Source organism: Oceanobacillus luteolus (assembly GCF_023715655.1).
Classification (GTDB): domain Bacteria; phylum Bacillota; class Bacilli; order Bacillales; family Amphibacillaceae; genus Oceanobacillus; species Oceanobacillus luteolus.
Genome location: NZ_JAMBON010000010.1, coordinates 1 through 25,655 on the forward strand (window position 1 = coordinate 1; position 25,655 = coordinate 25,655).

General features: G+C 36.2%; 35 protein-coding genes and 1 pseudogene. 6 read left to right on the forward strand and 30 right to left on the reverse strand.

What is annotated here, in order from left to right; genetic code table 11:
- The first annotated feature begins 597 nt into the window (after positions 1 to 597).
- Complete coding sequence (locus tag M3210_RS08310; protein ID WP_251513186.1) at positions 598 to 2,481, forward strand: collagen-like domain-containing protein; 1,884 nt, start codon at positions 598 to 600, stop codon at positions 2,479 to 2,481.
- 160 nt (positions 2,482 to 2,641) lie between these two features.
- Here the strand turns inward: M3210_RS08310 and M3210_RS20690 are convergent, their stop codons facing one another.
- Positions 2,642 to 2,896: a YfzA family protein gene (locus tag M3210_RS20690; RefSeq protein ID WP_432806980.1), complete on the reverse strand. Its 255-nt coding sequence runs from the start codon at positions 2,894 to 2,896 to the stop codon at positions 2,642 to 2,644.
- Between the two features lie 103 nt (positions 2,897 to 2,999).
- Positions 3,000 to 3,299, reverse strand: a complete 300-nt coding sequence (locus M3210_RS08315; protein WP_251513188.1) for a YfzA family protein — start codon at positions 3,297 to 3,299, stop codon at positions 3,000 to 3,002.
- Between the two features lie 342 nt (positions 3,300 to 3,641).
- Here M3210_RS08315 and M3210_RS08320 point away from each other — a divergent pair, with 342 nt between their 5' ends.
- Positions 3,642 to 4,262 (forward strand): NAD(P)-dependent oxidoreductase, encoded by a 621-nt coding sequence (locus M3210_RS08320; protein WP_251513191.1) that lies wholly within the window; start codon positions 3,642 to 3,644, stop codon positions 4,260 to 4,262.
- A 64-nt stretch (positions 4,263 to 4,326) separates the two neighbouring features.
- Here the strand turns inward: M3210_RS08320 and M3210_RS08325 are convergent, their stop codons facing one another.
- From M3210_RS08325 to M3210_RS08350, 6 genes are all read right to left on the reverse strand, one after another.
- Positions 4,327 to 4,812: a tetratricopeptide repeat protein gene (locus M3210_RS08325; RefSeq protein WP_251513193.1), complete on the reverse strand. Its 486-nt coding sequence runs from the start codon at positions 4,810 to 4,812 to the stop codon at positions 4,327 to 4,329.
- The gene (locus tag M3210_RS08330; protein WP_251513195.1) at positions 4,793 to 5,491 is read right to left on the reverse strand and encodes a class I SAM-dependent methyltransferase; all 699 of its coding nucleotides are present in this window, start codon (positions 5,489 to 5,491) and stop codon (positions 4,793 to 4,795) included. The genes M3210_RS08325 and M3210_RS08330 overlap by 20 nt, the downstream gene beginning before the upstream one ends.
- Before the next feature lie 81 nt (positions 5,492 to 5,572).
- Positions 5,573 to 6,010 carry an NUDIX hydrolase gene (locus M3210_RS08335; RefSeq protein WP_251513197.1) on the reverse strand — a complete coding sequence of 146 codons (438 nt, stop codon included), beginning with the start codon at positions 6,008 to 6,010 and terminating at the stop codon, positions 5,573 to 5,575.
- 149 nt (positions 6,011 to 6,159) lie between these two features.
- Positions 6,160 to 6,504 (reverse strand): ASCH domain-containing protein, encoded by a 345-nt coding sequence (locus M3210_RS08340; protein ID WP_251513199.1) that lies wholly within the window; start codon positions 6,502 to 6,504, stop codon positions 6,160 to 6,162.
- A gap of 42 nt (positions 6,505 to 6,546) precedes the next feature.
- On the reverse strand, positions 6,547 to 6,777 hold the full coding sequence (locus M3210_RS08345) for a hypothetical protein (protein ID WP_251513202.1): 231 nt from the start codon (positions 6,775 to 6,777) through the stop codon (positions 6,547 to 6,549).
- A gap of 161 nt (positions 6,778 to 6,938) precedes the next feature.
- Positions 6,939 to 7,688: an alpha/beta fold hydrolase gene (locus M3210_RS08350; protein ID WP_251513204.1), complete on the reverse strand. Its 750-nt coding sequence runs from the start codon at positions 7,686 to 7,688 to the stop codon at positions 6,939 to 6,941.
- A gap of 363 nt (positions 7,689 to 8,051) precedes the next feature.
- On the opposite strand from M3210_RS08350, the gene M3210_RS08355 reads away from it, so the two are divergent.
- Positions 8,052 to 8,879 carry a helix-turn-helix transcriptional regulator gene (locus M3210_RS08355; RefSeq protein ID WP_251513206.1) on the forward strand — a complete coding sequence of 276 codons (828 nt, stop codon included), beginning with the start codon at positions 8,052 to 8,054 and terminating at the stop codon, positions 8,877 to 8,879.
- On the opposite strand, the gene M3210_RS08360 is transcribed toward M3210_RS08355, so the two are convergent.
- The 14 genes and pseudogenes from M3210_RS08360 to M3210_RS20580 form a co-directional block, all read right to left on the reverse strand.
- Positions 8,816 to 10,063: an MFS transporter gene (locus tag M3210_RS08360; protein WP_251513208.1), complete on the reverse strand. Its 1,248-nt coding sequence runs from the start codon at positions 10,061 to 10,063 to the stop codon at positions 8,816 to 8,818. The genes M3210_RS08355 and M3210_RS08360 overlap by 64 nt on opposite strands.
- 269 nt (positions 10,064 to 10,332) lie before the next feature.
- The gene (gene tnpA, locus M3210_RS08365) at positions 10,333 to 10,803 is read right to left on the reverse strand and encodes an IS200/IS605 family transposase (RefSeq protein WP_251511490.1); all 471 of its coding nucleotides are present in this window, start codon (positions 10,801 to 10,803) and stop codon (positions 10,333 to 10,335) included.
- Positions 10,804 to 11,028: 225 nt separating this feature from the next.
- Positions 11,029 to 11,214 (reverse strand): MerR family transcriptional regulator, encoded by a 186-nt coding sequence (locus M3210_RS08370; protein WP_251513210.1) that lies wholly within the window; start codon positions 11,212 to 11,214, stop codon positions 11,029 to 11,031.
- 205 nt (positions 11,215 to 11,419) lie between these two features.
- Positions 11,420 to 11,863 carry an SRPBCC family protein gene (locus M3210_RS08375; RefSeq protein WP_251513212.1) on the reverse strand — a complete coding sequence of 148 codons (444 nt, stop codon included), beginning with the start codon at positions 11,861 to 11,863 and terminating at the stop codon, positions 11,420 to 11,422.
- A 111-nt stretch (positions 11,864 to 11,974) separates the two neighbouring features.
- Positions 11,975 to 12,181, reverse strand: coding sequence for a DUF4177 domain-containing protein (locus tag M3210_RS08380; protein WP_251513215.1), 207 nt, complete (start codon positions 12,179 to 12,181; stop codon positions 11,975 to 11,977).
- Between the two features lie 218 nt (positions 12,182 to 12,399).
- On the reverse strand, positions 12,400 to 12,717 hold the full coding sequence (locus M3210_RS20695) for a DUF4181 domain-containing protein (RefSeq protein ID WP_432806982.1): 318 nt from the start codon (positions 12,715 to 12,717) through the stop codon (positions 12,400 to 12,402).
- A 60-nt stretch (positions 12,718 to 12,777) separates the two neighbouring features.
- A complete protein-coding gene (locus M3210_RS08385; protein ID WP_251513217.1) occupies positions 12,778 to 13,191 on the reverse strand; it encodes a VOC family protein in 414 nt (137 codons plus the stop codon).
- 171 nt (positions 13,192 to 13,362) lie between these two features.
- The gene (locus M3210_RS08390; protein WP_251513219.1) at positions 13,363 to 13,746 is read right to left on the reverse strand and encodes a VOC family protein; all 384 of its coding nucleotides are present in this window, start codon (positions 13,744 to 13,746) and stop codon (positions 13,363 to 13,365) included.
- 83 nt (positions 13,747 to 13,829) lie between these two features.
- Positions 13,830 to 14,108, reverse strand: a complete 279-nt coding sequence (locus M3210_RS08395; RefSeq protein ID WP_251513392.1) for an ArsR/SmtB family transcription factor — start codon at positions 14,106 to 14,108, stop codon at positions 13,830 to 13,832.
- Between the two features lie 188 nt (positions 14,109 to 14,296).
- Positions 14,297 to 14,848: a signal peptidase I gene (gene lepB, locus M3210_RS08400; protein WP_251513220.1), complete on the reverse strand. Its 552-nt coding sequence runs from the start codon at positions 14,846 to 14,848 to the stop codon at positions 14,297 to 14,299.
- Positions 14,849 to 15,302: 454 nt separating this feature from the next.
- On the reverse strand, positions 15,303 to 16,055 hold the full coding sequence (locus M3210_RS08405) for a tryptophan-rich sensory protein (protein WP_251513221.1): 753 nt from the start codon (positions 16,053 to 16,055) through the stop codon (positions 15,303 to 15,305).
- A 292-nt stretch (positions 16,056 to 16,347) separates the two neighbouring features.
- Positions 16,348 to 17,277 (reverse strand): class A beta-lactamase, encoded by a 930-nt coding sequence (gene bla, locus M3210_RS08410; RefSeq protein ID WP_251513222.1) that lies wholly within the window; start codon positions 17,275 to 17,277, stop codon positions 16,348 to 16,350.
- 369 nt (positions 17,278 to 17,646) lie between these two features.
- Positions 17,647 to 18,057: a hypothetical protein gene (locus M3210_RS08415; RefSeq protein WP_349774332.1), complete on the reverse strand. Its 411-nt coding sequence runs from the start codon at positions 18,055 to 18,057 to the stop codon at positions 17,647 to 17,649.
- A gap of 9 nt (positions 18,058 to 18,066) precedes the next feature.
- Positions 18,067 to 18,243: pseudogene (locus M3210_RS20580) on the reverse strand (TetR family transcriptional regulator); the annotation flags it as partial.
- Positions 18,244 to 18,279: 36 nt separating this feature from the next.
- Here M3210_RS20580 and cyoE point away from each other — a divergent pair.
- The gene (gene cyoE, locus M3210_RS08420) at positions 18,280 to 19,185 is read left to right on the forward strand and encodes a heme o synthase (protein WP_251513223.1); all 906 of its coding nucleotides are present in this window, start codon (positions 18,280 to 18,282) and stop codon (positions 19,183 to 19,185) included.
- Between the two features lie 143 nt (positions 19,186 to 19,328).
- Here the strand turns inward: cyoE and M3210_RS08425 are convergent, their stop codons facing one another.
- The 7 genes from M3210_RS08425 to M3210_RS08455 form a co-directional block, all read right to left on the reverse strand.
- Positions 19,329 to 19,520, reverse strand: a complete 192-nt coding sequence (locus M3210_RS08425) for a hypothetical protein (protein WP_251513224.1) — start codon at positions 19,518 to 19,520, stop codon at positions 19,329 to 19,331.
- Between the two features lie 53 nt (positions 19,521 to 19,573).
- A complete protein-coding gene (locus M3210_RS08430) occupies positions 19,574 to 20,191 on the reverse strand; it encodes a DUF5412 family protein (protein WP_251513225.1) in 618 nt (205 codons plus the stop codon).
- Positions 20,175 to 20,909, reverse strand: a complete 735-nt coding sequence (locus M3210_RS08435) for a hypothetical protein (RefSeq protein ID WP_251513226.1) — start codon at positions 20,907 to 20,909, stop codon at positions 20,175 to 20,177. Before M3210_RS08435 ends, M3210_RS08430 begins: the two co-directional genes overlap by 17 nt.
- A 124-nt stretch (positions 20,910 to 21,033) precedes the next feature.
- Positions 21,034 to 21,828: a membrane protein insertase YidC gene (gene yidC / locus M3210_RS08440; RefSeq protein WP_251513227.1), complete on the reverse strand. Its 795-nt coding sequence runs from the start codon at positions 21,826 to 21,828 to the stop codon at positions 21,034 to 21,036.
- Positions 21,783 to 22,148 carry a hypothetical protein gene (locus M3210_RS08445; protein WP_251513229.1) on the reverse strand — a complete coding sequence of 122 codons (366 nt, stop codon included), beginning with the start codon at positions 22,146 to 22,148 and terminating at the stop codon, positions 21,783 to 21,785. The genes yidC and M3210_RS08445 overlap by 46 nt, the downstream gene beginning before the upstream one ends.
- A gap of 107 nt (positions 22,149 to 22,255) precedes the next feature.
- Positions 22,256 to 22,810: a nucleotidyltransferase family protein gene (locus M3210_RS08450; RefSeq protein WP_251513230.1), complete on the reverse strand. Its 555-nt coding sequence runs from the start codon at positions 22,808 to 22,810 to the stop codon at positions 22,256 to 22,258.
- 11 nt (positions 22,811 to 22,821) lie between these two features.
- Complete coding sequence (locus M3210_RS08455) at positions 22,822 to 23,847, reverse strand: DUF2332 domain-containing protein (RefSeq protein WP_251513231.1); 1,026 nt, start codon at positions 23,845 to 23,847, stop codon at positions 22,822 to 22,824.
- A gap of 324 nt (positions 23,848 to 24,171) precedes the next feature.
- Between M3210_RS08455 and M3210_RS08460 the strand changes: the two genes are divergently transcribed.
- Together M3210_RS08460 and M3210_RS08465 are read left to right on the forward strand one after the other, a co-directional pair.
- A complete protein-coding gene (locus M3210_RS08460) occupies positions 24,172 to 24,378 on the forward strand; it encodes a helix-turn-helix transcriptional regulator (protein ID WP_251513232.1) in 207 nt (68 codons plus the stop codon).
- A complete protein-coding gene (locus M3210_RS08465; protein WP_251513233.1) occupies positions 24,375 to 24,764 on the forward strand; it encodes a DUF2178 domain-containing protein in 390 nt (129 codons plus the stop codon). The genes M3210_RS08460 and M3210_RS08465 overlap by 4 nt, the downstream gene beginning before the upstream one ends.
- Before the next feature lie 146 nt (positions 24,765 to 24,910).
- Here M3210_RS08465 and M3210_RS08470 read toward each other — a convergent pair whose 3' ends face one another.
- Positions 24,911 to 25,393, reverse strand: coding sequence for an NUDIX hydrolase (locus tag M3210_RS08470; RefSeq protein WP_251513234.1), 483 nt, complete (start codon positions 25,391 to 25,393; stop codon positions 24,911 to 24,913).
- Between the last annotated feature and the right edge of the window lie 262 nt (positions 25,394 to 25,655).

A 25,655-nucleotide genomic window follows, 5' to 3' on the forward strand; every position in this document is an offset into this window, starting at 1 on the left:
AAGCAACATGTGCAAAAAAATAAAATAACCGTAAATCTGTTTAAAACATCTCAGATTCACGGTTATTTGGCGTTTCTGTTTTTAATTTTAGTTGCTTCTATTATAAAATTTCTTAGTTCGGGCTTACGGTCTAACTATGAATGTCCATACAATCGACTCGCAATATGAATAATCTAGTATTTAACGGAGCACTCAGAGGAGTGTAATTTTTAGTGGCAAGAATAGTCAACAACCAGATATACAGATGACCGATTATTAAAAAGAATTCTCTTAGATTTTATAACTCCAACTGAAATAGTTAACCGGACAGACTAAATTGACGAACTACACTCCTGCATATACCGCTTCCATTAACTCATCTGATGAAGAAATATTTCCAAAAAATCCACGACGAGTATATCTAACTTCTCGTAAAGGAGGAGCGGTTTTATCGTAATGAATTCTAGGGCTTGAGGATTAATCAGAAAGGATTGTTCATAAAATCTAGCTTTCAATAAAACTAGCCTCGTCAAAATCGTCAGATATTAGATTAATGTATTAATCCTTACTACTATCTGTTCGTTAAATATTAAATGTAAAAGATTGGAGGTGTCTTATATGACCAAAAAAGACAATAAACATTGTTCAGACCCCTGTAAACCAAGGATTGAAAAACCAGGAACTGATTCCTTTCCAAGGAGGGTTCCTAATTGGATAGTAAATGTACCCGACTCTCCTACTGGAACAATCGGACCTACTGGGCCTACCGGGCCGACGGGACCCCCTGGCGCCACGGGGCCAACTGGGGCTACTGGAGTACTAATTCCCGGCGAATCACTGTTTAATATACTAAGCGGTACTGGTGGTGAAGGTGGTAGTGTAGCTCTTGGTTATGGAGAAAATCTAATATTCGAATCTGATACATTAGATATAACTATAAGTGAAGGATCAGCCGTAGTAGATATTGAAGCTACAGGGATAACTGGAGCAACTGGCGCGACAGGACCTACTGGAGCTACGGGGACTACGGGAGCCACGGGAGCTACGGGAGTGACTGGCGCTACCGGAGCGACAGGGCCAACCGGAGCTACGGGAGTGACGGGAGCTACTGGACCGATGGGTGTAACAGGAGTCACTGGAGTGACAGGATTGACCGGTGCAACTGGAGCCACCGGAGCTACTGGACCTACGGGAGCTACGGGAGTGACTGGGGCTACAGGTGCGACCGGGACAACTGGAGCTACAGGACCTACGGGTGTCACCGGAGCGACTGGGGCTACTGGAGCTACAGGGCCAACCGGAGCTACCGGAGCCACCGGAGCTACAGGACCAACGGGTGCAACCGGAGTAACTGGAGCTACTGGACCAACAGGAGCTACGGGAGTAACCGGAGCTACTGGACCAACCGGAGCTACGGGAGTAACCGGAGCTACAGGGCCTACAGGTGCGACCGGGGCAACCGGAGCTACGGGAGCTACAGGATCGACGGGTGCAACTGGAGCCACCGGAGCTACAGGGCCTACGGGTGCAACCGGAGTAACTGGAGCTACGGGAACTACAGGACCTACAGGTGTCACCGGAGTGACCGGAGCTACTGGGCCAACGGGGGCAACCGGAGTAACTGGAGCTACTGGACCAACAGGAGCAACGGGAGTAACCGGAGCTACAGGGCTTACAGGTGTGACTGGGGCAACCGGAGCTACTGGACCAACAGGAGCAACGGGAGTAACCGGAGCTACAGGGCTTACAGGTGTGACTGGGGCAACCGGAGCTACAGGACCAACAGGTGTCACCGGAGTGACCGGAGCTACGGGAGGTACCGGACCGACTGGGGCTACTGGAGCAACAGGAGCTACAGGTCCAACGGGTGCAACTGGAGTGACTGGGGCTACAGGACCAACAGGTGCAACAGGCGTAACTGGAGCTACAGGACCAACGGGAGGTACCGGATCGACTGGGGCTACTGGAGCAATCGGGCCTACAGGACCGACTGGCGCGACCGGAGCTACGGGAGCACCAGGACAAACGGGAGCCACAGGTGCTAGAGGACCGACTGGCGCGACTGGTACTTTAGCTTCAGCCTATGGTTATGTTTACAATACCGGAGCTCAAACCGTGGCTGCAAATGGTAATGTTACATTTAACGCAAACGGCCCTTTATTCGGTGGAGTTACTCATACACCTGGGTCTGCAACTGTTACTGTAGCAAATGGTGGCGTTTACTGGGTTTCGTTTGAAGTGAACGTGTTAATCGCCGGAGGAAACACATCACTAGCTTACGCAATAGCCCTTAACGGAACGCCCCAACCTTCAACTGTTCATGGTCAGGTAGGTGGTACAACTAATACAACAAGAATAGCTCCAGGTTCTGTACTTCTAACCATTCCGAACGGATCTACAATAGCACTCCGAAACATTGGAGCCACCGCTGATCCCTTGGCTACTACGGCGGATGGGGCAACAATTGTTAATGCGTCAATCACTTTAACAAGACTAAGTTAATATTATTTAATTACCCTTTAAAACTAATAAGCTAATTTTGTTTATGAAAAAACTGACGTATGATCCCAATACGTCAGTTTTTTTACATAAATTTGCGATCGAGCTGTTTGCCATTTCTACCATGCTTACAAACGTAATATATAAGATTGCATATGAAGTTTTATTTTTTACTCCATAGCTTAGATGAAAAAACATATAACCCAGTAATCAAAAGTTGGAGCAATGCAATGAAGGAAACTACATTAAATAGTTGGTTATCATAGACGTTATACCATTCAGTAAAAAGTTTTGTACGTAACATCCTTTCACCGAAATCCCCCAACTCAAAATTATTCAATAAAAACGTGCCATCTACAATGAATAAAAGAACCGTCATAATTATAAAAAAGCCAAGATTGTTCAACCATTTTCTCAACTGAGCATCATTCCCTTACTATTATTTTTAAAAGGTATAGAGATTTATAATAAGCTAAGTTAAAACCTACTCTTCCTCAACTTCATAGAGCTGGTAAAACAAATTATTTTTGTTTATTCATTTTCATCTGTTTAATGGCATTGATAATAACTTCAGGGAGAAAAATAATTGAAATTAATAAAGTAAGGAAGTTTAACTCTGATTTACTATATGGAGTAAACCAGTCAGTAAAGAATCTGGAATGGAGAACCTTCCTTTCAACGAAAGTCCCCTCTCGAAAATTTATTGTCCATGACGAACTATCAATGAAAAACATAATAAATAGCAAACCTAAAAATATCCCCAGGGGAAGAATCCAAGTTCGTGTTCTAATAGGGTGATTATCATCTTGATTATCAAACATGCGATAAGCCCTCCTTTCTATATCAGATAACAATAAATGTAAAGAAAAATCATTAGGAAGACGTATGATGCGTAGACAATCACTCTGGTCTGTTTTTATGTACAAAGATGATTTCTTATAAAACAAACCGTATATACATAATATACACAGTATATATTATATATACATTTAAATCCCCTTACAAGACTATTTTCAAAAAACACACAAAAACACATATATGATGATGAAATTTTTAAGGTACACATTCCATCATGAAAACAATCCATCCGCTTCACCAATAAAGTTATTCAAAGGACAATAGATAACTTTTATAGTAAAGTGATTGTGAGGAGGCGCATTACTATGAATATATTAGTTTTAGGATCAACTGGAAGAGTTGGAAGTGCAGTAGTCAGCAATGCTCTACGTGACAACCATCAAGTCACTGCGTTCGCTCGAAATCCGAAGAAAATAGAAATAAATGATGAAAATTTAACTATTACTCAAGGGAATGTTTTAAATAAAGCTGATATCGCTCAAGCCATGCATGGAATGGATATAGTTATAAGTGCACTGAATACGGATGGGACAACCACCCTGTCTGAGAGTATGCCACTAATTATTGAAGCTATGGAAAATGAAGGGATACAGCGAATTATAACTGTCGGGACGGCAGGTATCTTACAAAGTAGAACTTCACCAGAGATACTGCGGTATCAGTCCAGTGAATCAAAACGAAAATCAACTCGTGCTGCGGAAGATCATCATAAAGCTTATGATATCCTGAAAGAGTCAACACTCGACTGGACAATTGTTTGTCCCACCTATTTACCTGACGGAGAAAAAATTGGTGAATATCGTATAGAACGTGATTTTTTGCCGGAGAATGGGGCTAAAATTTCAGTACCAGATACAGCGGAGTTTACCTATAGCCAGATCACTTCGAGAGATTATATTAAATCTCGTGTGGGTATCGCCTACTGATAAACGGGTGCGACCTCCTTCATGGAGAATCGCACCCGTTACTTTAAGTACATCTTTTCATAAACTACATCCAAACCTCATCGAATTTTTCCGAATAGAACTCAATTGCTTTTTTATAACCTAGAATCTCAGTGTCACTTGTCGTTTCTATTAAGCATTTCAATAATAGTTCCATTGCTTCACTATGTTCGTTCAAATTATATAAGGTCATCGAATAGAACGTTTGGATTACTTTATTATTGGGGAATAGTTCAATTCCTTTTAATAAGGTGCTTTTTGATTTTTCATATTCCCCTAGTGTTCTATATGTACTGCCCAATCCCAATAGAGCTCCTTCCAATTCCTCTGAAGGCAACCCTAACCTGATTCCTTTTTCGTAAAAAGGTACTGCTTTCGCTTCTTCTCCTAGTAAGTCAAAACTCCAAGCACACTGATAGTTAATCGATGCATGGTCTGGAAATTCCTGTACCAATTTTAGAAGTATCTCGTTAGATTCTCTGTAATTTCCATTCTTACGTAAATCAATTGCATTATTTAACTCTTTTTCCACCACTGTCACCTCCAATGATTAAGTTAGTTTCATTTTTCTTAGATAAAATTTCTAATGTACTGTGATAGTGCGGATGTCCGTGGGTAAGATCTAAAAACTTCGACCTCACTAAGCTGATTGTTTCATAGTCTGCCAACAGATCCTCAAGCTCGTTTTGAGTGAAATAATGATGGTACATTTTATTTTTCTCATCGTAATATGTAAATTCAGCTACCTGCTTACATCTTTCTTTTGCTTTTAATATACTAGGCTCTTCGTTATCAAATACATTTATATATATTAAACCGTTTTCTTTTAATCCAGTCTTTAATTTGCTGATGATGGTAACAATATCTTCAACTGAGAAAAAGTTCAATACATTGGATAGAATGATTAAAGAGTAATTATCTTTCTTAACCTCGTATTCTCTAATGTCACCAACTTTAGCATCTATCGGAAGGTTGTATTTTTCCGCCAGTTCCACGCACCTATTTATAGCAGTCTCTGAAATATCTACCCCTTCCACCTCATACCCCTCCTTAGCAAAAAAGAAGGCATTTCTTCCTTCCCCTATTCCAATATCTAATATCTTTCCGCTCCTAGGAATAATATCTATGTAGGTGGATAATACATGGTTTGGAGTAGATCCCCATAAATTTTCAACGCTTTTGTATTCGTTCTCCCAAACTCCCTGTTTCATTGGAAACACCTCATAATAGATTTTTTGATTATAAACCCATTGTCTTTTTAAACAATTCTACTGCATGATAGTAAATTATTCTTAACTATGAACTACCCGTCCTCTATTGATATAGGGAATTGTAGACTTTTTCTTTATCAACCCTTTCAATTCACATGGAATATGTGCGTATATTTCTGCCAAATCAGCTTCCATCCAAGTAACTTCCTCAATCTCTTCAGGAATTGAGATTTCTATTTCTCCTCCTACAATTTTTCCGGTAAAAGTAAAGAAAACTGCGTGATGTCCTCGTTCTTCAAAAAATGCTTCACTTACTGTAAACATACCATCTATTTCAACATCCAATCCAGTTTCTTCCTTAACCTCGCGAATAGCGGCCGCCTCTAATGTTTCTCCATATTCTACTGCGCCACCAGGAAGTGTATAGTAAGAAGAATTTTCTCCTTTATTTTTTACCATCAATACTTTTTCATTATGCTCATCTAACAAAAGTACATAAGCAACATCAACTCTTTTCAACCAGCTCTCCCCCTCTATCTTTGATTATCCCATTTAAGGAGCGATCCTTCGGTAAGTAGTCAGGCATATATATAAAGAGTTGTCGGTTTGACAACTCTTTTAAAAGAAAATCAGCAATTATTTCTTACCTAGACCCACAGGTTTAATTCTTAATCTAATAATTGAATGGTAATCGCCAAAGTACCCCATTCCTTTTCACGCTCTGGAGTATATATTCTATAAGTGCGTTCCACCATTTCTTCAATGGAATCACCTACAGCATCAAATTCATCTGCAGGAATGCTTTCATACATTTCCTTGAATGTTGGAAACTCCCTTAACTCAATGACTTGAACTATTAATGTTTCATTTCTATCAGGGGTTTTTGTAAATCTTATCGTATCCCCTACTTTTACTTTTCTCCTTTTCTGATCATTCAATCTCACTTCCACTTTCTTTTTTCCTGACTTCATTGAATGAAAAGGAGTTTCATAAAGTCCCATATGGTGTTCCATTTTCTTCACTCCAAGTTATTATTTTCTGCTAAAGTAAAATACTTATCCAAAGTGATAATGAAACCACGATAAGATAAGAAGCATACTTAATATTCCCCAAGCTGTGGTGCCCACTATCCACCAAATGATAGATTTAGCTTGCTTTGAACTTCCCTCATCTACATGATTTGCTTTAATAAAAGCAAGCTTACTTTCCATACTCTTTTTCATAGAGGTAAGAATAACAAATCCAACTATTATAAAACCAATAGTTATCCAAAGGTATATATCCATTTTTTATACCTCCCTTCAATTTAAAGGATTGTAACTGCTATTTGTTGTTCATTCTCGTTACTTGTCAAAAACACATTTAGGACAACGTTATGGTGGGTTTATTTCTTCCACTTGCAACTTTACCGAACTGGAACAGACCCCATATCAGCTTTTTCCCGATATTACCATTCTAGTAAGCTCAAAAAATGATTGATGTGGTCGGAAACATCCTTAGGATGGGTCAAAGTGATGATATGATTAGCATCGGGTATACGCACAAAGTCAATATTGGGAATTTCCTTATATAATTTTGCGATTTTAAAGAGGTCTTCTGAGTCCTTCTCACCTATGATAAAAAGTGTCTTCGTTTTAATTTCTCCCAATCTTTCCATCGCTGAATTGGAGGAAGTTTTGAATGTTTTCCAATCAAAAGTCTTTTGAATATTATGCACCATCATCTCGCGCAATAAATCGTATACTTTTCCGAAAGAAACGCTCCAGGAAGGCTCGCTTAATATTATACTAGCCATTTTCTCGACATCAGGTGCAGCTTTAGAAACTCGGCTCTCTAATTCCGCATGTTCGGAAGAAAATTTAAACCCTGAGAGGCCAGGAGCAACCAACACCAGTTGAGATACCTTTTTTGGATAGGTCAAAGTAAAATCAGTCGCAATTTGTCCACCTAGGGAATGTCCAACGAGGGCTGCTTTCTTAATTTTAAGATGATCCAAGAGTTTTCTTAGATCCTCAACATAATCAATGGGTTCATTCGGAACGGGTGATTTCCCTGCACCTCGGACATCAGGAGTGATCACTTTGAACGACTTTGATAGATGTGGTGTGATGAATTCCCAGTCACGTGAATCCATAGCTCCACTATGAAGTAGTATAACCGGCTTTCCGTTTCCTTTAATTTCGTAATGAAGATCCATTTATTTTAATCTCCTTTCCCTGAAAAAAGTAGACAATGCCCATGACCATGACTGTCTTCGTTTCATTTCTAGGATTTCTTCTATATATTCAGTTAAATATTGAAGGAATAATTAAGGCTTTCGGCCGGCACTAAAGGGTTATCCATACATGCTCTACTCCAGATATACCTACAATTAATTCAGGTCTTATTATTTGGCTTTGAGATACTAGCCCTATTATCTATATTCAACAAAAACTTGCAGTTTTCCTTCCTTTAGGGGTAAACCTTAGATTAGACTAGATCCAGCGCCTATAAATGCTTGCTGCATTTATTTTCCTTCTCACTGTGATACAATTTTTATAAGATATAAGAAGGTGATTATTTGAGCTCAACAAAATTACTACTGGAAAACAATCATGGAGTTCTTTTATATAAAAAAGATTTCAACCAAGAAAGCAACTGGCGTACAGATGATTGTTATAAATTCATTTATTCTTTACAAGGAAATATAGATTACCAAACGAATAGAAACCAGATTACCCTTATTGACAAACAATTCATTTTATTCAATCCCGAAGATGAACATAAACAACTAGCAATAGACGACAGCAAATTTTTAATTGAATTGAACTCTTCTTTCATTAATGAAATCTCTCAATCTCTATATCCTGTTCACCATGATATTCAGTTTGCTACCAGCACCCAGAAGAACACTCAAATATCAAGCTGGGTTAATTTTGTACTAGATTTCGTACGACTTGAAAAAGATGATATTAGATCAATGGAAATTTTTTTGGAACACAGTTTCACTCAGTTGGCAATACTAATACTGAAAAGTGCCATCGGAACACATACGCAGGATATTAATTTAAATAACTATGAAACAATAGATCCACAAATTCACAAAACAATCCAAGCTTTAAAAGAGGATTATCAGCATTCATGGTCATTAGATGAGATGGCAAAAATAGCAAATTTAAGTAAATTTCAATTTGCCCATTACTTTAAGGATATTTTAGGGATTTCACCTTACTCTTGGTTACAAATTTACCGAGTTATCAAAAGTCAGGAAATGCTTAAAACAACCAATAAAACGGTGCTAAATATTGCAATGGACTGTGGGTTTTCTTCTGTTACAGTCTACAATCAATTATTTAAACGATTATACGGGATGACTCCTGGTGCTTTTCGAGAAATGGTTAATAAATAAACAGCTGAACAAATAACCATCATCATTCCACATACTACAAAAAGGATTCTTGTAGACAAGAAGGAAGAAGCAAATCCGAATACACCAAGAGAAACAGCATTTGATAAGTACAAAAGAAATGCATTAAAGCTAAAGCCCCTGCCTAGTTTTTCTGTGGGAAGATATTTCTGTAACAAATAAACTCGAGATAAGCCGGATATAGGTAATCCTATTGCCGCAACTAATATTCCAATGAAATAAAATGGAAGGATATACGCAAATCCTAAAAGGAGAATGCCTATTCCCCAAATCAACGAACCAAACAAATAAATTTTCAAACTATATTTTTTCCATATTAATGGCATAAGCAAGTTAACTGCGATTACAGCAGCACCATACCATCCTAAAAGTAAGCTATAAAGCTCCTTTCCATTTGGGGTTGTTTCTATTAGCTGCAGTAATAAACCGACTTGCCAGACCCACGTATTGAAAAACACAATAATAACTGTAACTATAAACAAAGTTCGGATTATCGATTGCTTTTTTGCCCAAATTGAAAAGTCCTTTATGGAGATAAAAATATCTTTTATTTTTCTTTGGTTTGGACCTTCTCTTGTTAAATTATTTTCTGTGAATTGGATTTTATAGATAAGCAGCGCACTAATAAGATAGGTTAGCGCATCGAATGTAAAAAAATGTATTACGTTCATAGTATTTATTAAACCTATACTAACAATAGGCCCTAATACCGTAATCCCCCTTGTAACTGTGTCGAGTAAACTGTTAACAGAAGATCTCATAGATTCCTTTGTTATTATGGGTAAGACAGCCCTATGAGTAGGATTAAAAACACAGCCTAAACACTGAATAAAAAAACTAACTGTTATTAAATGCCAATAATTTAGAACATCAAATTGGTGAAACAGCACTAGTGATAATGTTAGAGGCACTCTGATAAGGTCGATCATTACTAACATCTTTTTTTTATCCACCCAATCAGCAATAACTCCCCCAATTAATCCAAATAAAAGATATGGTACCACTTGTGAGATCGCGATACCAGTCGTATGTAAACTTGATTCGGTCATCTCATAAGCTAAAAATAAGAAAGCTAAGCCAGATATAACATTCCCCAAACTAGAAAACCCGGCACCTAATAAGTAAAACAGTACATTTTTATTATGTTTTATCACTTGTAAATACATATTAAATCACCTCAATTTGAGTGTACTTATTATTTGAGGTGATTTCTTTACTAATCTTGCTAGGTTTTCTTACAATATTCTTTATCAATTTTGTCTATAAAATCAATGTCCTTCAATATACGTAGGTAAACAGACCAAATCAAAACCACCAGTGTGAACTGGTGGTTTGCTCTGCGGCTGAAAGCCTCTATTACCGGCCTCGGCCTAAAAGGCCCACTGAATGGGTTTCCCTTCTGCACCACACTTACTCACTGATTCTAAAGAATCTCTTATCTTTTTTGATTTTTCTCTCCTGTAAATGGATCAAATTCCTCAAATAACGTTAATTGATCACTCATATAGTCATCTTTAAGCTGATTCCTTATATATTCTTGAATTTGATTTTTATTTCGGCCCACTGTATCTACAAAGTAACCTCGACACCAGAATTTGCGGTTACCATATCTATACTTTAAATTCGCGTGACGATCAAAAATCATTAAACTACTTTTTCCTTTTAGATAACCCATGAATTGAGACACACTTAATTTAGGTGGAATACTTACCAGCATATGAATATGGTCTTTACATGCATTTGCCTCGTGTATCTCAACCCCCTTCCTTTCGCAGAGCTCTCTTATAATTTGTCCGATACTTCTTTTATACTTACCGTAGATAATTTGTCTCCTGTATTTTGGTGCAAAAACAATGTGATACTTACATCTCCACTGCGTATGTGCTAAACTATTCTTGTCCTGCATGGGACGCGCCTCCTTCTTTGGTGAGATCTGGTGGTCGGGAAACCAACCATATTTTACCATGAAGGAGGCCTTTTTTGACCCCACGCTAGAAGCTCTACGGAACCCCCGGCGTAGCCGAGGGTTTTCGAAGACCATAATAAAGAAAGGATCGTTTCTTTCTGAAGAAACAATCCTTTTATATACAAGCAGCCATTTTTATAGATTAAATACTTTCGAGATGAAACTTCATCCCTTTTTAAGTTGCTCCTTTACCTGCTGTTGGATAAACTTGATACGTACGATTTGATCTTCATTGTACGTTTTTTTGCCGTTGACTTGAGCCACCTCACCAAGAAATCCTTTCTTTTCCCAGTTTTGCAAGATGTTCTCGTCAATTCCGAGCTCTTTTGAGACTTCATCTATTGTTTTCACAAATTTTCACTCCCTAATATTAAATACCGATAGCTTATGATAAAGTATGGATAAACTTATAATAGCTTGTCCTTAACCTTATTTCCAGATTAGAACATTTCCGGAGTTGGATTAGGATGTATCTTTTACTCAAGCACATACTTATAGAACCTTTTATCAACCTGTAACACTGGAAAATTACTAGGCAGATCATCAGAATCTATACTTATAAATCCTGTTTATACACAATTCCATGCTCTAAGTATATCTTTAGTAGTGTTAATGCTTCTCCCCAACCTGTTGCACAATCAATGCAGGCTTTTAAGTCTCTTTCTGAATTTGTATATCCAGTTTCATGTAGGATTACCAACGTTCCTTCTTTATAAGGTTCAAAATTGAAAGTTACTGTTGAACTTTGTTCTCCTGGTGACCATTGAAAAACAAATCTTTTGTTTGGGATTGCTTCAAGGACTTTCCCGCCATCTTCAATAATTTGATTTTCACTGCCGAAATTTGTCCATCTTAATCGCAAATCTCCCGTTCCATCTGGGTTTATCACTAGAGATGTTTCATCTGTAAACCAAGCATTCCATCCCTGAGAAGTTGAAATCGTTTTGTACACTTTTTCAACTGGCACTTTAATGTAAGTTTTATGGTCTATTTCTGGCATTTTACTATCCTCCATACCCCTAATTATTCAAATCTCGTCCTTTATACATTCAACAAAACGGGTGCCAATCCTTCTTAAAGATCGCACCCGTTAGTACATTTCAATATGTATTTAGTCTACTTTTCTTTCAAAAATTAATTCAAAGTAAGTCGCCGTTCCCTTATGATTATCTATGCTCGGAGAAAAAATTTGTACTAGCCTCCATCCTTCTCTCGCGTGTTCATGGATGATTTCATGATAATCGTCTAAAGGCCGACTATCCTTAAAACCGAAACGTGGCTCCCCTAATAAAACTTTTTCAAATTTGTATTCAAACATATGTATCTCCCTTTCCTATCTTAGATGGTTACCATGCTCTTAAAATGTATATAATACAACTCTAACATTTTTGCATCGGAATTGTTGTAAAATTTATTTAACTTACGGTAAGTTAAGAGTGGTATGTAGAGTAATTATAAAATGTAAAAGAGCAACGCAGACATTTCGCGTTGCTCTTCTTTGCCACCCATAGCGGAAAAATGTATTTCGAATTTACATCAAACATAGTACAAAATGGATGCTCCAATGATCATTATGCAGACACCGATAGTTTCTATAAAGGTAATAATATACACTCCTTGTTCCCGTTCGTACTTATATTCCATAAAAGTACGAAATCCTAGACCAATACAAAGAGTTATTACAAAGAAATATAAAAACAGGATACGGTGAGAAAAAAAGGATATAATCAAGAAAATGATTGCGCATTGAATCAATCCCCGTTCTCCCCATTTATGTGTATTATTCATATGTATGTATTCTCCAGGGTCAGGTACAATACTATATTTTTTCTTCAGAAATTTTATCAATGCCATTTTAATCACTAACACTGAAATTAATAAAATAGCAATATGAAGCAACTTACCACCCTCTAATTATTTATAGAATCTCTCTTTAAAACTTGGACTAAGCTCGCTCCATACATCGAATTTATTGCCATCTATATCATAAAAGACAAAATTCCTGCCAGAGTGACCTCTGTTTTCAATTTCTCCAACTTTAACGCCCTTATCAATAAAATCCTTATGTATTGTTTTCAATGCATCTAAACCATCTACTTCAAATGTTATTGAAAAACGTTCTTCTCCGTAGATATCAATGAAATTGGAACTTTGATGTTCATCGGATTTCACCAGAAAAATACTCTGGTTTGCTAAATTAATAATTCCTTTGTCTTCATCTTGATAACTTACCTCTGCACCTAATTTATTTTTATACCATTCCGTTGAACGTTCTATATTATTTACTGGGATATAGGTAGTTCCAATCCTTAACAATTTCTTATCCATATGAAATCTCCCCCTGAATATTTGATAATATACAGTTCTCTTCCGTGAAACGTTTCTCCTGCAAAAGTTCTAACATTTTAATCCTTAAACTATTCTGCCCATCCATACAACTCAACAAAAAAAGGCGGTTAATCCTTCTCGAATTAACACACCCTTTTATTTAATAAAAAATTACAGTTGAGCGATTTGAATAAGGTTGCCGCATGTGTCGTCAAAGACAGCCAATGTAATTTCTCCCATTTTCGTCGGTTCCATCGTAAACTTAACACCATGTTCCAATAATCTTTCGTACTCTTTTTGGATATCATCAACACCAAACATGGTTACTGGTATGCCTTGTTCAAATAAACTATTTTGATAATCTTTCGCCGCCTGGTTGTCATTTGGTTCAAGTACAAGCTCCGTACCATTTTGGTTATCGGGAGATACAACTGTGATCCATCTAAATTCTCCTGCTGGAACGTCTTGTTTTTTAATAAAGCCAAGCGTTTCTGTATAAAATTCCAATGCTTTATCTTGATCTTCTACGAATATACTTGTAACAACAATTTTCATTTTATTTTCGTCTCCTTTAAATTTTGAATCGTGATGTTGGGCTAGTAACCAACTACAAGTGGAAAAATAAATTCCTTGCTCCTTTATTCTATCCATCCCTTCAGCAAATCTTTAAGTGGGTCCTTGTTGAAAATGACTACTCGATATTTCCCCTTGCGTTTTGATATGACAAGCCCTGCATCTTCCAATGCGTTTAAATGTTTTGTAATCGCTTGGCGTGAAATAGAAAGTTCGTGATTCATAATTAGACGTGCATTGAGCTCATACAACGTCATCTCGTCACGATCGGAAAGTTCGTCTAGTATTAGTCGCCGAGTCGAGTCTGCAAGTGCTTTGAAAATAATATCTTTGTCCGTATTCATAAATCGAGTATAAACAACCAACAAGTTGCACGTCAAGTATAAACAACCCAAAGGTTGCATGTCAAGCATAATTTAAATTACTAATTAGTAGTTGGAACCCTCATTTATTGAACAAAAAAAGAGCCGACAATGCGGCTCAACGATTTTCAGGTACAGCGCCAGTATAGGATACTATTTTTAAATGAAATTCATTTGCCAATCACTTTTATATCTTGAATAGGAAAATAAACAATATTTGTTTTACCTACAACCTCTTCCATTGGGATAGCGCCAATATGTCGACTATCCTTACTGTATTTTCTATTATCCCCCATTACGAATAGATGCCCCTCTGGCACTAGATCACTTCCTACTGGAGTCTCTTGTAATGTAAATGAATCAGTTAAAGGTCCATCATTTACCTTTTGTTTATATTCATTTAAATAAGGTTCATCGAATGGTTCTCCATTTATATATAAAACATCATCCTTGTACTCAATATGGTCTCCTGGTAATCCAATTACCCGCTTAATATAATCCTCATTATTCGGTGCATGAAAAACAATAATATCAAATCTATCTGGCTCACCTATTTTTGTTACGATCAAACGCTCATTTTCGTGTAGTGTAGGTTCCATCGAAGAACCATCAACTACAACTGGTGTAAATAAAAAAATACGAATAATAAAAGCTATAGCTATTGCTATAAAAAGGGCCTTGCCCCACTCCCAAACTTCATTTTGCTTCTTTACGTCTGCCATTCCGAGAATCCTCCCTTGACTCAATTAGTAATTACTTCAATTGAGATCACGTGATATAGGTGCCGCTCATTTAACTATACTTCTACAACAAATGTGCAAACTCCTTCTGAAAGAAGGGAAGCCTTAACTTAAATATATTTCATCACTTTTTGATTTAATCATTACAAATATTGGAGTGTAGATTGAGGATGGGTTAAGTGGCTTCGACAAGGTAATCACCGCAATTAAAGAAATGGTGAATAATAGAGATAATATCGGAATAATTACTCCCTAAAACCCCATATCACTTTCAATAAGTATACCGTCCCTAAGAACAATTATCCTTTGTTAGTAAACGATAAGATCAAATGACACAAAAATAGACCCAAACAATTATTAATGCTGGGAACTATTTTTGTGTTAGTTTTTACCTTAAAGGCTATCCAAATTAGGATGGCGAGAATAATTTTTGATTTTACTGTGTCCTCGTCTGAAGGGACTGCACTTTATTGACGATAACGACAGCGGCAACAACGACAAGGGCTATACTGATTACCGCCAGTGTAACATCAAGACCAGTGGAAACACCTCCACTATTCACATAAATTCCTATAAACGGCCAAATTAACACGAGAGGGTACAGCCAGTCTTTGAAAATTAAACCGATTGCCAAGCCAATCAATGCGGCAACAATTAAAACGATAATTGTCCATGTCAGTTCACCCATGCCTAATATCGTATCCACATTGTTTGCTGTTGTCAGTGTAAATATATTTACGATAGTTGCTACGGTTACCCAAGCAAAGTATATGGAAAATGGAAGTCTGTCAAACCAATGATAATTCGTTTCACTAATTGAGGTAAATATCATAGCGAGTGTATAAAGCAGTGCTGCGATTATAATGACAGAAGCAAGCACCCACTCTTGAGTGAAAACGATAATCCATACGCCATTTAATAAAAAGTTAAGAATCGGCCAGAACTTCAAGCGTGCTGTAATATAGCTTTTATCTTTTTTTGAAAAGAAGAGATATATCATCCAGATGAACAATAGTATATAAATCAATCCCCATATGGAAAACGAAAATCCAGCAGGCTGGATGATGGCCTCGTTGTTATTCGCTGCATCACTTACATCTGTTCCGCTCATCCCTACTGTATAATTCATCGTTATCATGACAATAAAAGCTAAAAAATATCCAATGACCCATTTTCTGTGTGCTGTCACGTCCTCACTCCTTTTATACATCGAGAATTAAACAATCCTCATTTCTCGACTATCTTATTCTTCCTTTCGTTGATATCTTTCCCTAATCCTTACCCCAGACGAACTATTAAAAAACAGTCTAACGCGATTAAAACGTTAGACTGTCGTTTTTCTTTTATTGATACAAAGCAATCATATAATTAGAATTTTTTAATTAGCTGGGCATAATTCGCTTTCGACAAGCAATAGTTCTTCCATCCACTCTTCTAGGAAATGGCCCTTTTAAATTATCTAAATTATCCCCCTCTAGCATTTACTTAAGAGCGTTTATTGTAATCTTCGCAGCTTCAGCAATTAGCACATCATCATATTTGGCATCTTCATTCTGATGGCGGGACATAATCGCAACAACAATTGGCTCTCTGTTTGGTGGCCAAACGACTGCGATATCATTTCTTGTTCCGTAACTTGCAGCTCCGCTCTTGTCACCAACTATCCAATCTTCAGGTACACCCGCACGAATCAGTGGATCTCCTGTAGCATTTCCTTTTAGCCAATCATTGAACAATTCTTTTTTATCTTCGGAAAGTATGTCACTTAATGCAAAAGCCTGAAGACTAGTCGCAAGGGCTTTCGGTGTGCTGGTGTCTTGCGTATCACCTGGAGTGAATACATTTAAATCAGGTTCTAATCGTTCCGCTTGCGTAACATTATCACCAATATGACGTAAGGCCTGTTCAAAACCGTTAGGACCACCTATTGCCTCAAATAAAAGATTCCCAGCGGTATTGTCACTCTGTCGAACTGCCGCTTCACCAATTTCTAAAAGAGTCATCCCACTATCTATGTAGTTTTCTGTAACCGGAGAGTAAGGAACCAAGTCATCTTCTGTATAAGTGATAACTTCCTCAAGGTCTTCCGGTGAGTTCTGTTGTAACAAGATAGCTGCCGCTAAAGCTTTATAAGTTGAGGCAAAAGCAAATCTCTCATCTGATCGATATTCAATCGTCTCATTTGTTCCTGTATCAATCGCATATACACCGACCAGAGCATCAAATTCCTCCTCAAGTTGAGCAAAATCTTCATCTGTATTTACTTTTGGTTTCGTTTCAATTTCTTCTTTGGATGGAGAATTCGTTGATGTTTCTTTATTCCCACAAGCAGTGAGTGCTACCCCTATGAATAACAGTAACAGTAGTCTAAAAAGGTGCGTCCGGAATCTATGTTTATATGTTTTTCTCAAGGTTTTAACCTCTTTCTAATTTTTATCTTTCCATGAATGATTGGATTTTCATACTCGATATTTCACCTTAAACACAATAGCTTAGATTAATTTTAACAATAATTACCATTCCATTCATCCTAATTATTAAAAAAATTATATTAATTAAATATCTGTAAATACTTTAAGTAATAATTTTCTTCAGCAAGAGTTTTATAAGAAGTTTTTCAACAATAATAAAGCGCTACACCGAATAAGCAGGCATAACTTTTTATTCTATCTTGGTACAATTTCCTCAACAAAAAAGGCGTTAATCCCTATCTGGACCAACACCCCCGCTAATAAGAATCAAGCTTCTATTACCTTGTTACTGAGTAAATTAAATTTACATTAGTTATAAAACAATTGCCTTACAGCTTTGCCATATAATTTATTTGGAAAATCTTCGCCCAAATGTGAAAAGATCATTAGTCCATTTTCTAATGAGAGGATTGTCCATGTTATTTCTTCTGCACTCAGAAGTGAGTCTATATTTTCTCTTATTAGCATTTGGTCAATTGTGGTTGAGATCTCCTTAACTGTGTTGTTTATTAGATTTCTCCACTTGAGTCGTACAGATTCGTCTCTCATGGAATAAAGCAAGAATTCTAAGTTTAGCATACTTACTGTTTTACTCTCATTTCTAACAGTTAAGAAATACTTCTCCATTTGTTCAATAAGTTCAGCAAGACTTTTTTGTTGTGTAATTTTCCCTTGGATGACGGAAGCGTGTATTCTCATCTGTTCTTCTAATATCGTCAAAAATATCTCTTCTTTAGAAGTGAAGTGAGCGTAAAATGCACCTTTACTGAATCCCGCCTGTTCAGCTATTTTATCAATCGAAGTCCCTTGGTATCCAAATATCGAAAAAGCATCTATCGCCGACTCTATTAATAAGTTGCGTGTTTCCTTTCTCCACAAATATACTATATAGTATTTATATAGCACTAGGTATATAAATGACAATAGCTAAGGTGTGAAAAAATGCATATTAATGAATACATAGCTAAACATTCATCGATTTTAAGTAAAACAATCAAAACCGGCATTATCAAATCAAATCTGATTCCCATGCTTGCCGGATTAACATTATCACTCTATACCTATGAGATAAATCCACTTGATAGATTAGATAATATTGTTTTAGCATTGATAGGTACCTTTTTAGTAATTGGTGCTGCTGGAGCATTTAACAACTTATACGATCGTGATATTGATTCATTAATGGAAAGAACAAAAAATAGACCCACAGTTACAGGAGAAATAAAAACAGGTAAGGTTCTAGTAATTGCTGTATCCATGGCGGTTCTTGGCGTTTTAGCTCTTTCACTAACCACTCTATTAGCTGGTTTATTAGGATTTCTTGGATTGTTCTTCTATATCGTTCCATATACCATGTGGAGTAAAAGAAGAACAATCTATAATACAGAGATTGGTAGCGTATCGGGGGCAATGCCGCCCTTGATCGGTTGGTCATCTATTTATCCAGACATCACACATCCTGCTATTTTGGGGTTGTTTGTCATCACAGTTATTTGGCAAATGCCACATTTCTATTCCATAGCTATCAGAAAACACAAGGAATATAGGGCTGCGAAGGTGCCTATGTTGCCAGTTGTAAAAGGAATTAGGAGAACCTACTTACAAACTAACTTTTATTTAATTTTATTAATTGCAACAAGTTTTCTTTTTAGTTCCTTAAGCATTGGGCTTATGTTAGTATCACTTCTTTTAAGCGTTATATGGCTAGGTTTAAGTATTTTCGGTTACAGGAGGATGGATTCGGAGAGGTGGGCAAAATCAATGTTTATTTATTCCTTGATCCATATGACAACTCTTTTCTCAACTGTAATTATATATTCTCTTATGGGTATTATTTTTGATCTATAAAATTGTGATAGAAAAATAATAGGAATAACCAAAGAGAGAGTGATATATTAACCTAAAAAAGTCGAATTCCTTATGTTTTGGATTCGACTTTTTTACTCTGTAATAAACCATCCGCTTATAATAGTAATTTCTTTCTCAGACTTCTATCTTTGTTTTTCTTTCTTAATAGGAGCAGTTACCCATCCCAAAAAGATTTTAGATAAAGGGAAAACAATAGGTATAATGATAATAAGCAGCCAGTTCATTTCTTCATGAAATATCCAGTAAAATATCATTAAAAAAACAAAGAGAATGATAAACTCGATTACAAAATACTTTATTTTATTCTTCGTCATTTGATGTATCTCCCCCTAACATAGCGATTCCTTAATTAATTCTCAATCCAAGATTAGTTTTGATAACATGTCTCATATTCATCTTTCATTAACAGACTTTTACAAGCTAAACCATTTTCATGATAAATTTCTTTCCCGATTTCCAATTGGATGCTTCTATTTGAATTAGGATATTGCGGACTCTTATTTTGAATGAAAAGTTTATCCTCGCTCAGCCAATGCAAAGAAGTATTATTCATTGCACTACTATAATAAACCGTTTGCGTTTTATCCTTCTCTTTGTTGTTTGTAATTTCAACCCACATATTAACACCGCCTGCCGCTCCTCCATACAGTTCATAATAAGCATGAGCTGTATATGTTCCATTAGGTGATGTTATAGGTCCAGGTCCCATTTGAATAGAATCTCGATCAATATCATTGAATGTAAAAAAGTAAGTTTCATATATGTAAAGAGATGAAATCAGAACCATCCCAAACAACGTTACAATCAGTAGCCTCTTGGGAAAAGGTTTCTTTTTAATAAAAGAAACGATGATTCTTGCACATAAAACCAAAAATAATATCACGGTGATAATAGATAGTAAAAACCCCAATATTATAATCACGAAATCCCCCATTTTAACGTCAATATTTCTCTGCTGCCCTATTGTTTCACCTTGATAAATCAATATCTATGACATCTTCTATATAGGTTTCTCCCTCATCATTTTCTCGGACTACCTCTATTTTTACTTGTTCGTCGTTTTGCCAATGAATTTTAAAATTGTCTGGCGTATACATATCGCTTGGTACATATTCTTTATATCTTTCTAAAACACTCCCCTGTTCTCCATAAAATATTTGAACTGTGGAGTATTGAGATTTGCCTTTAGTTTTACTTACCTCTCTGAGTTCAATGATATTTTTAAGATTTGGTGATTCACTTGTCTTGAACGTAAAAGAGCCTAAATTAATTTCTACATTTTCTTTAAAGGGTTTAGGATCTTCAGCATGGAATTGAATCATTTCTGTTGGTTGTTCTTCCCCATCTATGGTGATTGTTGCTTCATTTTCATTCTCCCAGTGAATTACAAAATTGGTATCTTGAAGCATTTTCCCATCATTAGCCACGCTTCGTTCCATATATTGTCTACCGTATTTAATTCTCACGGTGGAAGGACCGAAAAAAGCGGGTTCTCCTTTCTCAACAATCTTAATCGTATGGATTTCGTTTGGAGAATGACTGACAAGAAGTGTTTTTTCTTTGAAATACATCTCGTAGGAAAACACACCAATGAAAAGTATAATTGGTAAGATCACTAAAATTATGGACCAAATTAGGCAACCAAATTTTGTTCGTGCTTTAACCAGTTCTATTTCTCGCTTGGAATCTCTTCCCCTATTCATTTATGTACTTCCTTGATCATCTGAAACACACCTTTTTTTACAAATAATACCATAAGTTCATCAAATAAGAACCCCCAATCATATTTCTATATATGATTGGGGGTTTTTCCACGTCTTCTTGGATTTAGTAACTTTCTTTCAACACGTAATTTTTTATAATTAGTGTCTGTGCAATCATAAAGATTCCACCGATAACCCAATACAAAGGCAATACTGCTGGTACGTTCAGAGAGATGATTCCGATCATTATCGGAGAAATCCAGCTCATGATAGCCATTTGTTTACGTTGTGTCTCTTCCAATCCCATAAGAGTTACTCTTGATTGGATGTAGTAAACCATGACAGCCAGGATAACAAATAAGATATCTGTTTCCCCTAAGTTAAACCATAGGAATGAATGTTGGGCTATTTCCGGCGTTCGCATAATCGCGTAATAAAACCCTATGAGAATCGGCATTTGGATAATCATTGGCAAGCATCCTGTGGCCATTGCAACAGGATTGAAATCGTGTTTTCTATAAAGCTCACCCAATTCCCTTTGCATACTCAACTGATCTTCTGTACTTTTCTTCGCTTTATATTTCTTTTGGATTCTTTCCATCTCCGGCTTTATCATTGCCATTTTTTCTTGTGAAACCTTACTATTCTTTGACTGACGAATAAAAAAAGGCATGAGCAGAAAACGAATACCTATCGTAATAAGAATGATCGCTACCCCGTAGTTACCCTCAAGCCAAAAAGCGACTTTTTTAATCAAAAGAGAGAAAGGATAAACGAAGTAATGATCAAAGAAGCCTACCGTTGAGCTATCAATAGGCGTGAAATTATTTCCACACCCACCAAGTACGAGCAAAGATAATAAGACTAAAATTACTAGACGATATTTATGAATGGACGTGAGCAAGATGTTTCTTTCCATATTTGTCCTCCTCTTATTTTAAACTCATTGTTAAAATAAGAGGCAATATTTTCTTCTTTATCATCTTTTTCATCGATTCTTTTAAATGTGATGATAAGCCAAACTATAAAAGGTTCATTAATGATGAATGGCTTTTTCAGCTGGCTAAGATTGACCTTGATATTTTGGTGTTTATTTTCCCAAAAGTAACCACTCACGAAAGAATCAACATTATGATGGTTAATGAGATACATAAACCCAAAGGAGACCAAAAGGATACCGAAATAGAAATAAAATAAAGAAGAATCGATCACGGCATTATTCAGCAGTTCTAGAAACAAGTTGCTCACCTCCTTATAATTTAGATATGTTAATGCTTATCTATAATTATATCAAAAGAGTAGGATAATTCATATTACATTTTCTGTAATTAAAAAGAGTATACAAATTAGATTTCTATAGATAACTTTTCCCATATTAGGTCCCATTTTTTCTTCATCATTCGCTCAATGTATATAGGATAATATCTACTATTCATTTGATAAAATGGTGTGGGTTTCACCTTCATTTCAAACAAGTCCTGTAATCCATAGGGGGCCATAACTTCAAGTTCTTTATTATAGAGTCTTACTGCGATTGCGGTTGGGGTTTCAGGAAAATGTGCAACGCCATCAAGTGATGAAGAAAAAGGATTAAAATCACTTTTCATATGCATGCGAGCTTGGTTTTTTACCGACCAAGGTTGGTTAGGTAACAAAAATCTTAGTTCGTTTTCTAATTGTTTCTCCAATTCCAATGTAGTATCTGAAGTATCAAAATAGATAACATCAATATCGTTAATAGGTGTTGTGATGTTATGTAAGTGGTCCCAAATTTTGTTTCGAATGAGTCCCGCACATACCCAAGCATCATTTAAGGATAGTTTTTCAACCGCATTTAGAATAGACATGATGTAAGTATCCTGACTAACTATATCCACTAATCTTTTTTCATAATTCTTCACGTCAATCTCCTTCATAAATTCCAAGTAAACCATCTTCCATGTCCATCCGTCTCTCCAACTGTATTGACGAATTCTTTTCCGTCAATGTAGTAATCTAGATGTAAGTATCTATCTTGAATGTTATTGTAAACATGGAAGATTTCTCGATCTCTGCCTATCCATTTTACTTGCTCAAGTAAGCTGTTTCTCACTTCCTTAGACATCTGATTAGCTACGTGTGTGTGGAAGACGCATACACAGTATTCTTTTGGGATCCCCTTCGATAATCCTGGAAGTAACTCAATCCCATCTCCTTCAATAAGAATTAAAGGATTTACCTTTACGTATTCTGCTGCCTTTTCAAATAGCTCTCTTCTTTCGTTATGTTCAGGCCAGATCAATGCATTCAACCAAAGATATTCTTCATCGTTGGATAAATCAATCGTATTTAGATCTATTCCAATTCTTGAAGCTACTGGTGGATTGCTTCCTTGTAAAGAAGGAGATTTATCACTTTTAATCTTGGAGGATATATGGACCTTTGAATCCTTGTCTCCATATATTTCATTTTTACCATATGAATAACTATATTTATCCCATAGAAGTTGCATTCCAGCACTTGTTCCTATTTCTATCAGGGCCAATGGCTTTTTTACGATATCGAATATATATTGAAAGATCGGAAAAAGATAAGCACAGCGTCTTACCTCATTTGTCTGTACTAACTTACTTTTTAAAATAGGAATTATTTCATCCTTGTTCCGTTCACAAAAATCTTTGAAGTAAGTAAATGACTCCTCTTTATCCTCTCTGGGCATATCCACGATACTCGGAAAAAAATCTTTAAGGTTATGATTCTTTCCTTTCAATAATAAGTAATGCACTGCACCAAATAATAAATTCGGTACGGGCTGCCCTTTCCTAGCGTGTGATGCTAATTCGAGGATCTCTTCATCTTGAGCAATTTTCAATGAAAGATATTCATATAAATGACTGGATCCTTTGCATTCCGTAATTGCAAAGTTAATGAACTTCTCAGATATGGGATTGCTTTTCATAGTAGCCTCCTATGGTAGATTTTTTTATGGAAGATTTTTTTTAATTACTTTTAATAATTTATTGAATGCTGCACGACCATTTTAAGGCCTTAACGATAATTCCAAATTCTACCTCACACCTAAATATATTCGTCAAAAATTTTGAAAAACCTTCTTGAGCTAATGCCTCGTTAGAGTAGTGAATGTTTTGTGGAACTCGGATAATGGTGTGGAACTTTACCTGACAGCAATCTGTAAAACATATTTGACAACCCAATCCAATTATATTGCAATCTAGGTGTAAAATAAGTTTTACACTAATTTGAATTTGAAGGTGCTGTTTTTATGCGAAATAAAATAAAAGAATACCGAGAAAACAAAGGTATTTCCCAAGGAGAGTTAGCTAAGTTATGTAATGTTAGTAGGCAAACAATAAATGCGATTGAGAATAACAAATATGATCCAAGTTTACAATTAGCCTTTGACCTTGCTATGACTTTGGGTACTAAAGTTGATAATTTATTTTTGGATGAGGAGGAGGAAAACTCATGAGTTCCCGGAAAATAGGTGGAATTATAATCGCCACTGCAGCTCTAATTGTTATAGGTTATTCTATTGTAAAGATTATTAATGGCGGAGATTTCGGTTTTAATGAAATTACAACAATCTCAATCTTATTAGCAATGTTTTTTTCTGCAATTACCTGGGGAGATAAAGAAGAGAACGACGGAGTATTTGTCGGAGATGAACTTGGGCAAAAAATTACGGAGAAAAGCTCAAAGATTAGTTACTATATTTTATTAGTTGTTTTATTGATTGCAGTAGATGCTGATCAAATAGTAAACGAAACGAACAACATATTTTTGTTAGCTGCGTTAGGTTTGGGCATGATTATATTACCGCTGGTTGAATTTTTAGTTGCTAAAAAATATCAGTAAATATATGCACTACATTATGAGCTGCCTTGGCAGCTCTTCAACTTATGCAACTCAGAGATTCTCTTATTTATAATCAACAGGTTATTAGGGGAGATATGTTACAGCTCAACTCAAAGAACTGTATTTTTATTCCCTTCTTCTTTCACTTAGTTTAGCAGTTCTTTAAATTTATAGTTAGTTAATTTCGCATCCTTAATTACACAAATGTGATTATATCTACCTTCACCGTTTAAAATGTTTGGCAAGTAATGGGGTATCATTTCTCCGACACCAAAGTTATTATCTTCAAGCAACCAAGAAATCTTCTTCCAATCAAGGATTCCTTCATCAACTTTTCTTGGAGTTTTATAGTCAAAATCTTCATCAACGTTCACTAAATAAACGTACATCCCACCAGTAGTGGAGTCATCCACTTTCCACGTAACAACTCCTTTATCTGTGATTGGATACCTAGTAATGTCAATATCAGTCTCTTCTTTTACTTCTCGAATGACACACTCTAATGGTGATTCATTACCTTCAATCTTACCGCCGACACCATTCCACAATCCTAATGTAGGCTTATATTCTCTATTTAACATAAGAAGTTCATCGATTCTGCGAATAAAGCACAAGGTCTGTTGGTACACTTTTATCCTCCATTTCTCTATGATAATAAAAACTATTATACTTAACTGCATCTCACTCATAGCCTACGTTATAATACTCGCTTGCGATTGATCAGTACATATAAGAGTAGCAGCATCGCCTTCCAAGTTCTGTTTCCTCATATCACTACATTTTACCAATGGTTCAATTTGGTGAAATTATTTCCAAGGCAATAAATTGATAGGAAACTTTTATTGTAGAGATTATTTATTTAACTACATCCAGATTAAACTTCCAAGGGTG

Excerpts from the sequence above, each read along its gene's own strand:
- yidC (WP_251513227.1), bottom strand. The coding sequence starts at position 21,828 with ATGGAAAGAAACATCTTGCTCACGTCCATTCATAAATATCGTCTAGTA.
- M3210_RS08395 (WP_251513392.1), bottom strand. The coding sequence starts at position 14,108 with ATGAATACGGACAAAGATATTATTTTCAAAGCACTTGCAGACTCGACT.
- M3210_RS08375 (WP_251513212.1), bottom strand. The coding sequence starts at position 11,863 with ATGCCAGAAATAGACCATAAAACTTACATTAAAGTGCCAGTTGAAAAA.
- M3210_RS08320 (WP_251513191.1), top strand. The coding sequence starts at position 3,642 with ATGAATATATTAGTTTTAGGATCAACTGGAAGAGTTGGAAGTGCAGTA.
- M3210_RS08330 (WP_251513195.1), bottom strand. The coding sequence starts at position 5,491 with ATGAAACAGGGAGTTTGGGAGAACGAATACAAAAGCGTTGAAAATTTA.
- M3210_RS08315 (WP_251513188.1), bottom strand. The coding sequence starts at position 3,299 with ATGTTTGATAATCAAGATGATAATCACCCTATTAGAACACGAACTTGG.
- M3210_RS08460 (WP_251513232.1), top strand. The coding sequence starts at position 24,172 with ATGCGAAATAAAATAAAAGAATACCGAGAAAACAAAGGTATTTCCCAA.
- M3210_RS08385 (WP_251513217.1), bottom strand. The coding sequence starts at position 13,191 with ATGGATAAGAAATTGTTAAGGATTGGAACTACCTATATCCCAGTAAAT.
- cyoE (WP_251513223.1), top strand. The coding sequence starts at position 18,280 with ATGCATATTAATGAATACATAGCTAAACATTCATCGATTTTAAGTAAA.
- M3210_RS08465 (WP_251513233.1), top strand. The coding sequence starts at position 24,375 with ATGAGTTCCCGGAAAATAGGTGGAATTATAATCGCCACTGCAGCTCTA.
- M3210_RS20695 (WP_432806982.1), bottom strand. The coding sequence starts at position 12,717 with ATGGCATTGATAAAATTTCTGAAGAAAAAATATAGTATTGTACCTGAC.
- M3210_RS08435 (WP_251513226.1), bottom strand. The coding sequence starts at position 20,909 with ATGAATAGGGGAAGAGATTCCAAGCGAGAAATAGAACTGGTTAAAGCA.
- M3210_RS08310 (WP_251513186.1), top strand. The coding sequence starts at position 598 with ATGACCAAAAAAGACAATAAACATTGTTCAGACCCCTGTAAACCAAGG.
- lepB (WP_251513220.1), bottom strand. The coding sequence starts at position 14,848 with ATGGCAGACGTAAAGAAGCAAAATGAAGTTTGGGAGTGGGGCAAGGCC.
- M3210_RS08350 (WP_251513204.1), bottom strand. The coding sequence starts at position 7,688 with ATGGATCTTCATTACGAAATTAAAGGAAACGGAAAGCCGGTTATACTA.
- tnpA (WP_251511490.1), bottom strand. The coding sequence starts at position 10,803 with ATGCAGGACAAGAATAGTTTAGCACATACGCAGTGGAGATGTAAGTAT.
- M3210_RS08345 (WP_251513202.1), bottom strand. The coding sequence starts at position 6,777 with ATGGATATATACCTTTGGATAACTATTGGTTTTATAATAGTTGGATTT.
- M3210_RS08380 (WP_251513215.1), bottom strand. The coding sequence starts at position 12,181 with ATGTTTGAATACAAATTTGAAAAAGTTTTATTAGGGGAGCCACGTTTC.
- M3210_RS08455 (WP_251513231.1), bottom strand. The coding sequence starts at position 23,847 with ATGAAAAGCAATCCCATATCTGAGAAGTTCATTAACTTTGCAATTACG.
- M3210_RS08340 (WP_251513199.1), bottom strand. The coding sequence starts at position 6,504 with ATGGAACACCATATGGGACTTTATGAAACTCCTTTTCATTCAATGAAG.
- M3210_RS08390 (WP_251513219.1), bottom strand. The coding sequence starts at position 13,746 with ATGAAAATTGTTGTTACAAGTATATTCGTAGAAGATCAAGATAAAGCA.
- M3210_RS08425 (WP_251513224.1), bottom strand. The coding sequence starts at position 19,520 with ATGACGAAGAATAAAATAAAGTATTTTGTAATCGAGTTTATCATTCTC.
- M3210_RS08360 (WP_251513208.1), bottom strand. The coding sequence starts at position 10,063 with ATGTATTTACAAGTGATAAAACATAATAAAAATGTACTGTTTTACTTA.